Annotated in this window: 8 protein-coding genes; 7 read left to right on the forward strand and 1 reads right to left on the reverse strand. The window is 64.9% G+C overall.

Going from position 1 to position 14,851, the window contains the following annotated elements; genetic code table 11:
- Nucleotides 1-20: 20 nt before the first annotated feature.
- Nucleotides 21-2,813 (reverse strand): TonB-dependent receptor plug domain-containing protein, encoded by a 2,793-nt coding sequence (locus ASE85_RS11085; protein WP_056687737.1) that lies wholly within the window; start codon nt 2,811-2,813, stop codon nt 21-23.
- A 169-nt stretch (nt 2,814-2,982) separates the two neighbouring features.
- Here ASE85_RS11085 and ASE85_RS11090 point away from each other — a divergent pair, with 169 nt between their 5' ends.
- From ASE85_RS11090 to ASE85_RS11120, 7 genes are all read left to right on the forward strand, one after another.
- Nucleotides 2,983-4,905 (forward strand): isoaspartyl peptidase/L-asparaginase, encoded by a 1,923-nt coding sequence (locus tag ASE85_RS11090; RefSeq protein ID WP_056687740.1) that lies wholly within the window; start codon nt 2,983-2,985, stop codon nt 4,903-4,905.
- Nucleotides 4,905-5,351 carry an Lrp/AsnC family transcriptional regulator gene (locus tag ASE85_RS11095; protein ID WP_056687743.1) on the forward strand — a complete coding sequence of 149 codons (447 nt, stop codon included), beginning with the start codon at nt 4,905-4,907 and terminating at the stop codon, nt 5,349-5,351. Before ASE85_RS11090 ends, ASE85_RS11095 begins: the two co-directional genes overlap by 1 nt.
- A gap of 79 nt (nt 5,352-5,430) precedes the next feature.
- Nucleotides 5,431-6,906 carry a MocR-like pyridoxine biosynthesis transcription factor PdxR gene (pdxR, locus tag ASE85_RS11100; protein ID WP_056688702.1) on the forward strand — a complete coding sequence of 492 codons (1,476 nt, stop codon included), beginning with the start codon at nt 5,431-5,433 and terminating at the stop codon, nt 6,904-6,906.
- A gap of 35 nt (nt 6,907-6,941) precedes the next feature.
- Nucleotides 6,942-7,595, forward strand: a complete 654-nt coding sequence (locus ASE85_RS11105) for an FMN-binding negative transcriptional regulator (RefSeq protein ID WP_056687747.1) — start codon at nt 6,942-6,944, stop codon at nt 7,593-7,595.
- On the forward strand, nt 7,592-9,262 hold the full coding sequence (locus ASE85_RS11110) for an amidohydrolase (protein ID WP_056687750.1): 1,671 nt from the start codon (nt 7,592-7,594) through the stop codon (nt 9,260-9,262). Before ASE85_RS11105 ends, ASE85_RS11110 begins: the two co-directional genes overlap by 4 nt.
- 66 nt (nt 9,263-9,328) lie before the next feature.
- Nucleotides 9,329-11,569, forward strand: coding sequence for a TonB-dependent receptor (locus ASE85_RS11115; RefSeq protein ID WP_056687754.1), 2,241 nt, complete (start codon nt 9,329-9,331; stop codon nt 11,567-11,569).
- 77 nt (nt 11,570-11,646) lie between these two features.
- Complete coding sequence (locus tag ASE85_RS11120; RefSeq protein WP_056687757.1) at nt 11,647-14,832, forward strand: amidohydrolase family protein; 3,186 nt, start codon at nt 11,647-11,649, stop codon at nt 14,830-14,832.
- Nucleotides 14,833-14,851: the final 19 nt, after the last annotated feature.

Below are 14,851 nucleotides of genomic sequence, written 5' to 3' on the forward strand. Positions count from 1 at the left end.
GAGACGGGGCATCCGATATCTTACAGCGCCGATCCACCCAGCTTGTAGGTCAGCTGCATGAACATGCTGCGCCCGACGCTGTCGAACCAACTGATGTCATAATAGGGATAGGCAGCGTAGGTCGCGTCCTTCACCGGCTTGCGATCCAGCAGGTTCGTGACCGACAACGACCCGCGCAGATGGTCGGTAAAATCATATTGCAGCGTCGAATTGAACAGATAGCTCGCCTTGATATAGGCGTCCTCGTCATAATTGGGCAGCTTGCCCAGACGCCGCCCCTCCAGCGTCCATTTCAGCCCCTCGACCGCCCAGGTGATGCTGGCCGTGCTCTTGTCGCGCGGGATATAATAGCCGCTGGTCGCCGCCAGCTTGTCGATCGACGCATCGCCCGGATATTGGCGGAATTTATGGTCGAACACATGGGTATGCGCCACCGACAGGCTTAATTCGCCAAAGCTGGTCGGCACGTTGCCATGCACCGCGATGTCGATGCCGCTGGTCTTTTCGTGCGCGATGTTGATCGGGTTGATCGACACCGAATCCAGATAGCCTTCGTTCACGCCGCTGGTGAAGCGATGGACGCGCGTCAGAGCGTCCTGGCAGGTGGGCGAATTGATGTCGACCGCGGCGCCGCCCATGGTGGTGCCGATCCGGCAGTCCGCCTCGTCGCGCAACAGCGTGTCGATATCCAGATCCTGCACCTGATTGGACAGCGACACGCGGAAATAGTCGACCGACACATCGAAATGGCGCGACGGCGACCAGACGATGCCGGCATTCAACGACTTGGCCGTTTCCGGTTTCAGCGCGCGATTGCCGTTGCGCTGGGCGACGATGCCCTCGTCGGCATAGCTGCAATCGCCCAGATCCTCGTCCGGCTCCTCGGTGCGGCAGCTATAATAGTCGGTTGCCGAAGGGTGGGTATTGCCCGGCCCGGTAAAGACATAATGCAGGTCGGGCGCGCGGAAGCTGGTGCCGTATGCGGCGCGCAGCAACAGCGTATTCGTCGGCCGCAATTCCGCGCCCGCATTATAGGTGAACTTGCCGATACCATTGCCGGCAAAGCGGAAATGGTCGAACCGCGCCGCGCCCGACAATTGCAGGAAGCTGGTCACCGGCACGCGCAATTCGCCGCCCAGCGCCCAATGGCTGCGCTTGCCCTTGCCGGCGCTGTCCTTCAGCCCATAATAATAGTCGGTCAGCGCCAGCGGATCGGGGTTCAGGTCATAGCCTTGCTTGCCGATTTCCCCGACCGCCGCGAAGCCGACCGGCCCGGCCGGCAGGCTGAACAATTCGGTGCTGGTCAGTGTGGCGGAGACGTTATCGGTCCAGCTCTTGGGATTATAGACGCTGTAGACCGCGATGCTGTCATATTCCGCCTTGGTCAGCGGCGTATAGAGCCGGGTCGGGTCAGCGTTGAAGATCGGATAGCCGCTATCTTCGTCCACGCCCTGCTGCTCGCCCAGGAACAGGGCATTGGCCTTGGCCGCGATGATCTGCGGGAATTTGACCTTCGCCTTATATTCGCTGTGGTTGTAGGACAGTTCATAGGACCATTTGTCGGCGAAGCTACCCTTGATCCCCGGCGTGATGCTGAACGTCTGCTGCCGGTTGCGGGTCATGACATTGCCGAAGCCGCCGGATTCCTCCGGCGTGAACTGGCGATACCAATCGTCCAACTGCCCGTCGAAACTGTTATAGAAGGTCGTGTCGCTGCTGCCTGAACTATTCTGATAGCCCCAACTCAGCACATCGGACATCAGCGCCACTTTGCTCACGCCGAACTGCGCATCCACGAACAATTGCGCCGCGTCGGACAATTCATATCCGGCCGAGGCGAAACTGTTGAACCCCTCACGCCGCGAAATGACCGTGCCGTAACCGATCGACGTGTTGCTGCCGCAGAAATAGCCGGGGCCATAATCCTCCAGCGCATCGTCATAAGCGCCATAGCGCGGGCGCGATGCATAATAGGTGGACCCGCCGTTCAGGTAAGACAGCGCGCCACAGGTCGCCGCAGTCGGATCGACATATACGTCCTCATCGGGATTATAGCGCAGGAAGGTCCGGCGGGCGAGCGGCACGGCGGTATCGGGATTGTCCGCCGTGCTGTCCTGTATCTTGCGCTGATAGGCCCAGAGCGGCTTTTGCAGCAGATATTCCGCGCCCGCGACGATATGGAAGCGATCGTTGGACCAGCCCGTCGTCGCGGTGATACGATGCGACGCGCCGCCGCCATGCTCGGTGCGGCCATGGCGATAGTCGATCGTCGTGCCGTCCACCTTGTCCTTCAGCTTGAAGTTGATGACGCCGGCGATCGCGTCCGACCCGTAAATGGCCGACGCGCTGCCGCTCAGCACTTCGACCTGTTCGATCAGGCCCAGCGGGATGTTGGATACGTCGGTGAAGTTGCTGCGGCCGTTGAAGGGCAGCGGGAAATCGGCGATGCGGCGGCCGTTGACCAGCACCAGCGTATGGTTGGGGCCAAGCCCGCGCAGGTCGACCTGCTGCGCGCCCGGCGTGAAGCTGGCGCCGCTGAACGACTGCTGGCTCTGCGTCTCGCCGCCATTCTGCGTCACCGCGCGCAGGATGTCGGGCACGCTGGTATAGCCATTGGCGCGGATCGTGTCGGCGGTGATGGTCGTGACCGGCGCCGGCCCTTCCTGCGCAGCGCGGGGAATGCGCGATCCGGTGACGATGATCTCGCTCTCGCCGCTCGGCTCCGCCGCCGTCTGCGCCATCGCCCCGCCGATCAGCGCCGGCAGGCTGCACCCCAGACCCAGCGCCAGACGTACCGTTCCCGACAACCGCATAATAACCCCCTGTTCGCGGCCCCTGATGCCGCATGTCCCCATATTTCTACATATTACAACAGAAATGGCTTTCCGTTTCAATCAGACTGATCGTAAAAAGGAACATATTGTTTTGCGCTGTGGACAATATGTGACATGAAAATGCGCATATCGAACGAAGGAGATAGATATGCGGGGCAGGCTGAAGGCCTTGATCGCGCTCGCCGCCCTGGCGACAACCATGGTGACAGCGCAGGCGAAGGAGGCGGCCTATCGCCATTACCGGCTGGGCAAACTGACCACGCCCACGCCTGATCCCGTATCGGGCGGGCTGCTCCTGATGGGCGGCGGTGATCGCAATCACGACGCCATGCAATGGTTCTTCGCCAAGGCGGGCCATGGCCATATCGTCATCCTGCGCGCTTCGCAGGAAGGGCAGATCGGCGAGGAGTTTTTCCGCGAACTGGGCGGCATCCAGTCCGCCGAAACCTTCGTCTTCACCAACCGCGCCGCCGCCACCGATCGCAAGATCCTTGCCAGCCTGAAACGGGCCGACGGCATCTTCATCGCCGGCGGCGATCAGGCCCGCTACGTCCGCTTCTGGAAGGGCACGCCGGTCGCTACGTTGCTCGACGCCCATGTCGCGGCGGGCAAGCCGATCGCCGGCACCAGCGCCGGCCTCGCCATGCTGGGCGAGAAGCTTTACGGCGCGATGGACGATGGCAGCATCACAAGTCCCGAAGCGCTGGCCGCTCCCTTCGGCCCCGCCAACACGATCGAGGGCGATTTCCTGCACCTCGCGCTGCTCAGGGGCATCGTCACCGACACCCATTTCAAGGAGCGCGATCGTCTCGGCCGCCTCTTCGCCTTCGTGGCCAAGGCGCAGGCCGGTCGCCCGGCCGACCAGCCCGCCATGCTGGGCCTGGGCGTGGACGAAAGCGCGGCTCTTGCGGTAGAGCCGGACGGCAGCAGCCGCATCTACGCCACCGATGCAGAAGGCAGCGCCTGGCTGGTCGATGGCAGCAGCCTGCGCGGCCTCGATCCCAGGGGGCCGCTAAACGTCGCCCGCATCAAGGTGACGGGCATCGGCCCGAATTCGGTCCTGCACCTGCCGCAGGGCACGGTCGATCGCCCCCTGTTCGAGCGCATCTACAGCGCGCAGGGCGGCAAGGTGGCGCAACCGCCCCGCTGGTCATTGGCCATCCACGGCGGCGCAGGCGTGATCGAGCGCAGCAGCGTCACGCCCGAAAAGGAAAAGGCCTACCGCGCCGGACTGGACGCCGCCCTCCGGGCTGGCGGCGCCGTCCTCGACAAGGGCGGCGCGTCGCTCGATGCGGTCGAAGCGGCGGTGCGCGTGCTGGAGGATAATCCGCTCTTCAACGCCGGGCGCGGCGCGGTCTTCACGGCGGAAGGCCGCCATGAACTCGACGCCGCGATCATGGACGGCGCGACACTCAGGGCCGGCGCGGTCGCAGGCGTCACCCGCACCCGTCACCCGGTCGACCTGGCCCGCGCGGTGATGGACCAGAGCCGCCATGTCATGCTCGCCGGTCCGGGGGCCGATCGCTTCTCGGCCGAACAGGGCCTGGAGCAGGTCGATCCCGCTTACTTCAGGACGGAAGAACGCTGGCAGCAATTGCTCGCCTGGCACAAGAAGCAGGCGGCGGCGGTCGATCGCACCCATTTGTTCGGCACCGTCGGCGCGGTCGCGCTGGACCAGCAGGGCAATCTGGCTGCGGCGACATCGACCGGCGGCATGACCGGCAAGCGCTGGGGCCGGGTCGGCGATTCCCCCATCATCGGCGCCGGCACCTACGCCAAGAACGGCCAATGCGCCGTTTCCGCCACCGGGTCGGGCGAATATTTCATCCGCGAAAGCGCCGCGCGCCAGTTGTGCGATCGTGTCGCCTGGCATGGCCAGACGATCGCCGACGCAGCGCAATCGACCATAGGGGCGGTCGGCGCGATCGGCGGCGACGGCGGCCTGATCGCCATGGGCGTCGATGGCGCCCCCGCCTTTGCCATCAATGATCTGGGCATGTATCGTGGCCGCATGTCGGCCGGTACGGAACCACAGACCGCGATGTTCGCGGATGAAGCCATGGCGCCGTGATGCCCCATGGCAGCCAGCGCCTCGACGAAGTGGACGATCGACTGCTGACGCTGCTGCGGCAGGATTCGCGCCAGCCCATCGCCCAGCTCGCCAAGGAACTGGGCGTCTCGCGCGGCCATCTCTATTCCCGCATCGCCCGGCTGGAGGAAGAAGGCATCGTCGCGGGCTATACCATCCGCCTCGGCGCCGAATTTTCCGCCAGCCGCATGCGCGCACACATGATGATCAAGACGCTGCCCCGCCATCGCCGCGCCGTCGAAAACGCCCTTATCCGCATCGGCGATGTTCAGGCCGTCCATGCCATCAGCGGCGAATATGACATCATCGCCGTGCTGGAGGCGGAGGGCGGCGCCGAACTCAACGACATCATCGACGATATCGGCCAACTGGACGGCATCGAAAAGACCACGACCCTGGTGCTGCTGGCGACGAAGCTGGAGCGGTAGGGCAGGCTGTCGTCGCGCGGTTCGTGCCTGGAGCGAGACGATATGGATTTTTCCCACGGACGTCGCCATGATGCGGCCGATGTTGCGCCCCTGGACCCTTCTGCTGAAGGAACGTGTCAAAATCGCGCCGGACAGCCCGCGCTACATGCAGATCGCCCATGGCCTGATCCATGAGATAGAGCGTGGGCGCCTGCTGCCGGGCGAATATCTGCCCAGCAGCCGCGATCTCGCCGACGCGCTGGATGTCAATCGCAAGACCATCGTCACGGCCTATGAGGAACTGATCGCCCAGGGCTGGCTGGCGAGCGCGGGCACGCGCGGCACGCGGGTATCGACCTCTTTGCCGCGCAGCGAGGCGGCCGATGCCGTCCACCTCGCTGCCGCGCCGGCCATCGCGGCGGACGAAACCGAATATCCCTTCCTCGCCGCGCCCGACCGGCCGATCGCCATCCCCGTCGGCCATTGGCGCAAGCTGGACGAGGGCGTGTCGGACTCTCGCCTGCTGCCTGCCGATCTGCTGCCGCGCGCCTATCGCAAGGCGGCCGAGGATGCCGCCCGCACCAACAGCCTGTCCTATCGCGATCCGCGCGGATCGCCGCATCTGCGGCGCGAGATTGCCGACATGTTGCGGCGCCAGCGTGGCCTGATGGTCAGCGCCGACCATATCTGCATCACCCGCGGCAGTCAGATGGGCGTCTTCCTGACCGCGCGCGTCCTGATCCGGCCGGGCGATGCGGTGCTGGTGGAACGGCTCACCTACGAACCCGCCGTCGCCGCCTTCCGCGCCTGTGGAGCCAGGATCGTCACCGTCGGGCTGGACGAGGATGGCGTAGACGTCACCGATGTCGAGCGCGCCTGTCGCAAACATCGCGTGCGCGCCATCTTCGTCACCCCGCACCATCAATTTCCCACCACCGTCTCGATGCGCCCGGATCGGCGGCTGCGCCTGCTGGAACTGGCGCGGCAGTTCGCCTTCGCGATCATCGAGGATGATTATGACCATGAATTTCATTTCGGCGCGCAGCCGCTGCTGCCTATGGCCAGCTATGCGCCGGCGCGGGTCATCTATGCCGGCTCCCTGTCGAAGCTGCTCGTGCCGGCGCTGCGCATCGGTTACATCGCCGCCGCGCCACGGATGATCGACGCGCTCGCCTATCAGATTTCGATGATCGACGGCATGGGCAACAGCATTACCGAAGGGGTCGCCGCCCATCTGCTGGAAAGCGGGGAGGTGCGCCGCCACATCCGCAAGACCGCGCAAATCTACGCCGCCCGGCGCGATGCCTTCGCCCGCAGCCTGGACGCCACGTTGGGCGACCTGATCGACTATCGCATCCCCGATGGCGGCCTCGCCTTCTGGCTGCGCTTCCGCGATCCCGCCGCGCTCGACCGGATCGAGGCGCGCGCGCCCGATCTGGGCCTCAGCTTCGCCTCGTCCCACAGCTATGCCACTGACGACAGTGCCGAACGCGGCCTGCGCCTCGGCTTTGCCAGTCTGGATGAAGCGGAAGCGCGGGCGGTGCTACAGGCGTTGCACGATTGCACGGCGCCATGAAAAACAGCTTGGACCCCTCCACTTTGTAGAATTGGATGTTTCTGACGGGTCCATTGCGACTCATTGTCACCAACATGAAATATCCGCCGCGCACCCCGGACGACGTGATCGCCCTGATCGACCAATATCCGCTCTGCTGGCTGGTGTCGGCGGGGGCGTCCGGCTTCGGCGCCAGCCCGCTGCCGCTGCTGGCGGAATGTGACGCGGATGGCGCGCTGGTCGCCCTGTTCGGCCATATGGCCCTGTCCAATCCCCATGTGGCTTTGCTGCGGCATCAGCCCGAAGCGCTGATACTGGTCAATGGTCCGCAGGGTTATATTTCGCCAGAGTATCAGGGTAATCCGCAATGGGTGCCGACCTGGAATTATGCCGCTGCAACTGTCCAAGTCGTTGTCTCATTCGTGCCCGAAGAAACCCGCGAATCGATCGAGCGACTGACCGATCGCATGGAACAGGGCCGCGCTGCCCCATGGCAGGTCAGCGATGCCGAAGGTCGGCTACCTGCCATGCTGCCGCACATCATCGCCTTCCGCGCCCATGTCCGCAGCATCGACGGCCGGTTCAAGCTGGGCCGCGACGAATCGCGCACCGGCATCAACCAGATCGTCGGCACCATGGACCGGGGGCCGCTGCGAGACTGGATGCGGCTCTACAATGAAGATCGTCTGGAAGAGGAGACACAGGCATGAGCATCAGCCGTCGCGACCTGCTGGCCGGGGGCGCGGGGGGCGTCGCGCTGGCGTTGATGTCGGCACGCGGCTGGGCAAAGGGGCCGGCGCTCGACACCGCTTATGTCAACGCGCTGGTCTGGACCGGGCAGGGGACGCCGGCCCTTTCCGCCATCGGCATCGCCGGCGGACGGATCGCGGCACTGGGCAGCGCAGCGGTCAAGGCGCACATGACCAAGGCCACCCGCGTCGTGGATCTGGGTGGCGCCTTCGTCATGCCCGGCTTCATCGACTGCCACACCCATTTCCTGATCGGCTCCGACCTTCTCACCCAGCCCAACCTGCGGGAGGCGAAAAGCCCGCAGGAATTCGCCCGCATCGTCGGCGAAGCGGCCCGCCAGATAAAGCCTGGCCAATGGGTGCAGGGTGGTAGCTGGGACGCGGAACTATGGGGCGGCGCGCTGCCCGACCGTAGCTGGATGGACCCGGTGACGCCCGACACCCCGGTCGCGGTGCAGCGGCTCGACCTGCACATGCTGGCGCTCAACGGCGCGGCGCTCAGGGCTGCGGGCATCGACCGCAACACGCCGGACGTCCCCGGCGGCGTCATCGTCCGCGACAAGGACGGCAACCCCACCGGCATCCTCAAGGACGCGGCTATGGATCTGGCCAAGCGCGCCATTCCCGCCCCGACCGAAGCGGATCGGGAGGGGGCGGTGCGCAAGGGGATCGCCCATGGCCTGTCGAAGGGCGTGACGCAGGTGCACACCACCGAACTGGACTGGATGACCCATGACGCGCTGCGCCGCCTGCGCGCCAAGGGCGAAACGGACATGCGCTTCTATTCCTTCCTGCCGTTGCAGGACTGGGCGAAGGTCAAGGCGCTGGTCGATGCCGAAGGGCGCGGCGACGACTGGGTGCGCTGGGGCGGGCTTAAGCTGCAATATGACGGCTCGCTGGGGTCGCGCACGGCTATGTTCTACCAGGCCTATGACGATGCGCCCGGCAATAGCGGCATGCCGATCCACACGCTGGCTGACGTCCAGCAATGGACCAATGACGCCGACGCAGCCGGCCTCCAGATCACCATCCACGCCATCGGTGACAAGGCGAATGACGAGGCACTCGATATCTTCGCCGCCGCCGCTGCCAAAAATGGCGCGCGCGACCGCCGCTTCCGCATCGAACATGCCCAACATCTGGCGCCCGCCGCGATCCCGCGCTTCGCCAAACAGCAGGTCATCGCCTCGATGCAGCCCTATCATGCGATCGACGACGGCCGCTGGGCGATCCAGCGCGTGGGCACGGAGCGGTTGAAGGGCACCTACGCCTTCAAGTCGCTGCTCGACGCCGGGGCGAAGGTCGCGTTCGGGTCGGACTGGCCCGTCGCCCCGCTCGATCCGCTGACCGGCGTGGCCGCCGCCGTGTTGCGCCAGACGATCGACGGCGCCAATCCGGGCGGCTGGCTGCCCGACCAGAAGCTGACCATGGCGCAGGCGCTCCACGCCTATACCGCGACCAACGCCTTTGCCGGTTTCCAGGATGATCGTGTCGGCCGGATCGCGCCGGGGATGCTGGCGGACTTTGTCGTCATGGATGCCAATCTGTTCGCGATCGACCCGGCCAGAACCGGCGCGACGAAGATACTCAAGACCATTGTGAACGGCACTGAGCGGTTCAGCGCCTGACGCGATTTCATCATCGGGCGGGGGCGACCGAACACGGCGCTCCGGCCCAGCCATAAGGGGAAAGACATGAAGACGATTATGCCCATAAAGTCGGTCAGCCTCGCCGCATTGGCGGCCGCAACCCTGTTCGCCGCGCCCGCCCTGGCGCAGGTGCCCGCCGAAGATAGTGACGCCATCATCGTGACCGCCGGCAAGCGCAACGAAGATATCCGCCAGGTCGCGATGCCGATCAGCGCGGTGACCGGCGAACAGCTCAAGGCGATGAACGCCAACAGCCTGTCGGACTATATCACCCGCCTGCCCGGCGTGGTCTTCAACGACTATCAGCCCGGCATTTCCGAAGTCGTCATCCGCGGCGTCGCCGCCACCACCTATCATGAGCAGGGCCAGACCACGGTCGGCTATTATCTCAATGAAGTGCCCATCGTGGAGCCGGGCTTCCCGATCGGCATCCCCGACATCGACACGTTCGACCTGCAGCGCGTCGAAGTGCTGCGCGGGCCGCAGGGCACATTGTTCGGCTCGTCCACGCTGGGCGGCCTGGTCAACTATGTCGCCAATGTCGCCGACGCCAGCAAGATCGACGCCGCCGCCTCCGGCCTGATCGGCACGACGAAGAACGCCAGTGGCGAACTCAACTATGCCGCCAAGGCGATGATCAACATTCCCCTCGTGCAGGACCAACTCGCCCTGCGCTTGGTCGCGTTCCAGCGTTCGGACGCGGGCTATCTCGACAATCCGGGCATCGGCGTGAACGGCTCCAACGACTTCCGCAGCCGCGGCCTGCGCGGGTCGATCGTCGCGCATCTGGGTGAAACGACCAAGGTGACGTTCTTGTCCAACTATCAGGACAGCAAACTGGACGACCAGACCTATCTCGACCTGCCCAACCCCTATGTCCGCAACCTGCCGCGCGCCGAAACGCAGAAGACCGATTTCTGGATGAGCAGCCTGCGCCTCGACCAGGAAGTGGGCGACATCGCCAACCTGACCGTGCTGGGTTCGATCACCAAGAAGAACAACACCACCGTCTTTTCCTATCCCTCTCCCTATGTGACCGGCGTGACGACCGGCGACGGCGCGGCATATTCGCTGGGCGACGCGGATGCGCTCATCAAGACGGTGGAGGCGCGCCTGGCCTCCGCGGGCGAAGGGCCGTTCAAATGGCTGGTCGGCGTCAGCTATATGCAGGCGAAGAAAACCAGCTACGACCAGATCATTCAGGCGGGCGCGGCGGACTTCATCGACGCCAATCCCGTCTTGTTCGGCGGCTTTAGCGGCGCGCAACTGACGCCGGGCGACCGCCTCTATGGCTATTATACCAGCAGCACGAACGAGGATTTCGGCGTGTTCGGCGAATTGTCGTTCAAGCCGATCGAACAGTTCGAGATCACCGTGGGCGGCCGCTATTTCGACACCACCGCCAAGGCCGACGTGCTGAACCAAGCCGGCGCATTGGGCGGCTATCCGGGCGGCTATACGCCGACCGACAGCACCGGCAGCGTCAACCAGAAGGAAGACGGCTTCACCCCCAAAGTGACGGTCGCCTTCCGTCCGACCAAGGACGTGATGGCCTATGCCACCTATTCCGAAGGCTTCCGCGTCGGCGGCATCAACCCCAATGCCGGCCTGCTGCCGACCATCCCCGCCTCCTATGAAAGCGACACGGTCAAGAATTACGAAGCCGGTATCAAGGCGCAGACCCCCGACGGCCGCTTCGCCATCGACCTCACTGGCTTCCAGATCGACTGGGACAATATCCAGGCCCGTCTCTTCGGCCCGGCGCCGTCCTACTTCTCCTATGTCGTCAATGCCGGCGGCGCGCGGATCAAGGGCGTCGAATTTTCCGGCACGGTCAATCTGAACCGCATGGTCCGCTTCAGCAGCAACGTCACCTATCAGGACGCCAAGATCACGACTTTCCTGCCCTATCCCTTCGATGCGGCAGGGCTGGGCGGCTATCCCAAGGGGACGACGCTCCCCGGTTCGTCCAAATGGTCGATATCCAACAATCTGACCCTGACCTTCGCGGACGTGTCGGGCGCGCCGACCTTCGACATTGCGCATCGCTATCTGTCGTCGGCGCCGACCAGCTTCGACGATGTGTCGCGCCGCGGCGACTTCAATGTCTTCGACCTGCGGGCTTCGGTGGGTCTGGGTGAAAAGGTCCGCTTGATGGCGTTCGCGAACAATCTGTTCGACAAATATGGCGTGCTGAACGCGCCCTTCGCCAACGACGCCTTCACGCCGCAGGGGTCGATCATCCGTCCCCGCACCATCGGCCTGCGCGCCGACTGGAGCCTCTAAGCCCTTTGGTGGGGCCGCTTGCCACAGGGCAGGCGGCCCCATTTTCTTTGCATCCCATACCTGCCAGAAAGGCCGCCATGCGTTTTGCCGCTTCCCTCCTGCTTGGCGCCGCCCTTCTGGTGGCACCCGCTCTCCACGCGCAGGATAAGGACAGCCTCAGCCTCCAGCCGACCCGCACGCTCGCCTACGACGCGCATGAAGGCACCTGGATGCAGCCGGACATATCGCCGGACGGCAGGACCATCCTGTTCGACCTTCTGGGCGACATCTATGCGCTGGATGCGTCGGGCGGCACGGCGCGCCCGCTGCTCACCGGCATGGCGTTCGAGCGCAATCCCGTCTTTTCGCCGGACGGCAAGCAGTTCGCCTTCATCTCCGACCGGTCGGGCGTCACCAACCTGTGGGTCGCCAATGTCGATGGCACCGGCCTCAAGCAACTCTCGCACGACAGCAGCGTCGCCATCTACACCTCGCCCGCCTGGTCGCCGGACGGCCGCTTCGTCACCGTGTCGCGCACTGTCCATGCCATCCTCGCCTTCGAACTGTTCATGTATGACAAGGATGGCGGCAGCGGCATCCAGATCACCAAGGCGGGATCGCCCGACAATTGGGACGCGAAGATGAACGCCATGGGCGCCGTCGCCGCGCCCGATGGCCGCATGCTCTACTACGCCACCAAGCGCGGCCATACCTGGACCGAAAATGACCTGCCCAACTGGTCGATCGCGCGCCGCGACCTCAAGACCGGACAGGATGAAACCGTCATCCAGTCCGCTGGCGGTGCGATGCGGCCGGCTTTGTCGCATGATGGCCGGTTGCTTGCCTATGCCAGCCGAAAGGGGCAGGCGGACGGGCTGCGCCTGCGCAATCTGGACACGGGCGAGGACAGATGGATCGCCTTTCCGATCGACCGGGACGGGCAGGATGGCGGCTATTATGCCGATCTGCTGCCACGCTTCACTTTCATGCCCGGCGACAAGGCGCTGCTGATGAGCGTGGGCGGCAAGTTGCAACGGCTCGACATCGCCAGCGGCCTGGCGACCGACATTCCCTTCACCGCGCCGGTCAAACTCGGCCTCGGCCCGCTCACCCGCGTCCGCCAGAAGGAGGAAGATGGCCCGGTCCGCGTCCGCGTGGTGCAGGCGCCGCGCCAGTCGCCCGATGGCAAGAGCGTGACTTTCACCGCGCTGGGCGGCCTCTATGTCCAGAACCTCACTGCCGATGCCAAACCACGCAAGATCGTCGCCGAAGACGCCTTCCAGCCTGCCTGGTCGCCCGATGGCCGCACCATCACTTACGTTAGCTGGACCGCGAAGGATGGCGGCCAAGTCTGGACCATCCCGGCCACCGGCGGCGAGCCAAAGCGCCTGACCCAATTGCCGGCCTATTACACCCAGCCGATCTTCGCCCCGGACGGCAAGAGCGTGGTCGCGCTCAGGGCGAACCACTATGACCGGCTGCGCGCTGTGTCGGAAATCGACCCGTCACGCCCCACCGACATCATCCGCCTGCCGGCGCAGGGTGGGTCCGCCACCCTCGTCACCCACGCGATGGGCGCGCGCCTGCCGCATTTTGCGGACGATGGCCGGCTGCTTTTCTACAGCCCCGCCGGCGTCAGCGCCGTGCCGCTATCGGGCGGCGATCCGCAGGTCGAACTGCGCGTGCTTGCCCCCGGCCTCGGCCAATATTTCCCCGGCCCCGCACCTGTCGAGGAAGTCCGCCTCAGCCCGGACGGCCATCATGCGCTCGTCAAATCCTTCAGCCAGGTCTATCTGATCGACGTCCCGCCCGCCAATGGCAGCGAACCGCCGACCATCGACCTGTCCGCGCCGATCGTCGCAAAGGCGAAGCTGACCCGCATCGGCGCGGATTTCACCGACTGGGCGGACAAGGGCGCGACCGTCACCTGGTCGGTCGGTGCGACCTTCCGCCGCCTTCCCACCGCGCAGGCGCTATCTGGCGGTGGTGAAACGACGGCGCAAAGCGTCGCTCTCCCGGTAGAGCTGCCGCGCGATGTGCCCAAAGGCAGCACCGTCCTGCGCGGCGCGACCGTCATGCCGATGGCGGGCGGGCAGGGCGCGATCGCCCATGCCGATGTCGTCATCACCGACAACCGCATCGTCGCGGTCGGCCTGTCCGGCTCGGTCGCCATTCCCGCCGGCGCGACCATCCGCGACGTAACCGGCAAATTTATCGTCCCCGGCTTTATCGACACGCACGCCCACTGGTTTGAAATCCGCCGCGCCATCCAGGAGCGCGGCCATTGGGACTTCGCGGCCAATCTGGCCTATGGCGTGACATCCGGGCTGGACGTCCAGCCCTTCACCACCGACGTCTTCGCCTATCAGGACATGATCGACGCCGGCATGATGCGCGGACCCCGCGCCTGGTCGACCGGGCCGGGCGTGTTCGTCAACGCCGAAATCCACAGCAAGCAGGACGCGATCGACGTTCTCACCCGCTATCGCGACCATTATCGCACGCGGAATATCAAAAGCTACATGATCGGCGATCGTGCCCAGCGACAATATATGATCGAGGCGGCGAAGGATCTGGGCATGATGCCCACGACCGAGGGCGCCAGCGACATGGTGCTGAACATAACCCATGCGATCGACGGCTTTTCGGGCAATGAACACAGCATCCCGGTCGCGCCGCTGCATGAGGATATCGTCCGCCTCTTCGCGCAGAGCCGCACCAGCTACACGCCGACCATCATAGTCGCCTATGGCACCACGCCGATGCTGTTCGACTATATCATCAACAAACGCCCGCAGGACGATCCGAAATTCACGCATTTCGTGCCATCCGGCATCGTCAGCGAAAAACTGCGCAACCGCCACTGGATGCCGCCCGAAGCGCAAAGCTGGCAGCAGATCGCGGCCGACGCCGTCGCCATCCAGCGTGCCGGCGGGCTGGTCGGCATCGGCAGCCATGGCGAGATGCAGGGGTTGGGCTATCAATGGGAAATGCAGGCCCTCGTCGCCGGCGGCGCAACGCCGATGGAAGCCTTGACGGCAGCGACGATCGGATCGGCCGAGGTCATCGGCCATAGCGACGATGTCGGCAGCCTGGAGCCGGGCAAGTTCGCCGACCTGCTGATCCTCGACGCCGATCCGCTCGCCGATATCGCCAACGCCATGAAGATCAGTGCTGTCATGAAGAATGGCCGCCTCTATGATCCGATGACGCTGGACGAGATAGGGCCGCGCCCCGACAAGGCGCCGGAGACGTGGTTCGCCGCCGAGGGCAGGGGAGAGTAGGCCACTGGCGCAAGGTTGG

Origin of the sequence: Sphingobium sp. Leaf26 (assembly GCF_001421665.1) — a bacterium.
Classification (GTDB): Bacteria; Pseudomonadota; Alphaproteobacteria; order Sphingomonadales; family Sphingomonadaceae; genus Sphingobium.

Excerpts from the sequence above, each read along its gene's own strand:
- ASE85_RS11115 (WP_056687754.1), top strand. The coding sequence starts at position 9,329 with ATGAAGACGATTATGCCCATAAAGTCGGTCAGCCTCGCCGCATTGGCG.
- ASE85_RS11105 (WP_056687747.1), top strand. The coding sequence starts at position 6,942 with ATGTTTCTGACGGGTCCATTGCGACTCATTGTCACCAACATGAAATAT.
- ASE85_RS11095 (WP_056687743.1), top strand. The coding sequence starts at position 4,905 with ATGCCCCATGGCAGCCAGCGCCTCGACGAAGTGGACGATCGACTGCTG.
- ASE85_RS11120 (WP_056687757.1), top strand. The coding sequence starts at position 11,647 with ATGCGTTTTGCCGCTTCCCTCCTGCTTGGCGCCGCCCTTCTGGTGGCA.
- ASE85_RS11110 (WP_056687750.1), top strand. The coding sequence starts at position 7,592 with ATGAGCATCAGCCGTCGCGACCTGCTGGCCGGGGGCGCGGGGGGCGTC.
- pdxR (WP_056688702.1), top strand. The coding sequence starts at position 5,431 with ATGTTGCGCCCCTGGACCCTTCTGCTGAAGGAACGTGTCAAAATCGCG.
- ASE85_RS11090 (WP_056687740.1), top strand. The coding sequence starts at position 2,983 with ATGCGGGGCAGGCTGAAGGCCTTGATCGCGCTCGCCGCCCTGGCGACA.
- ASE85_RS11085 (WP_056687737.1), bottom strand. The coding sequence starts at position 2,813 with ATGCGGTTGTCGGGAACGGTACGTCTGGCGCTGGGTCTGGGGTGCAGC.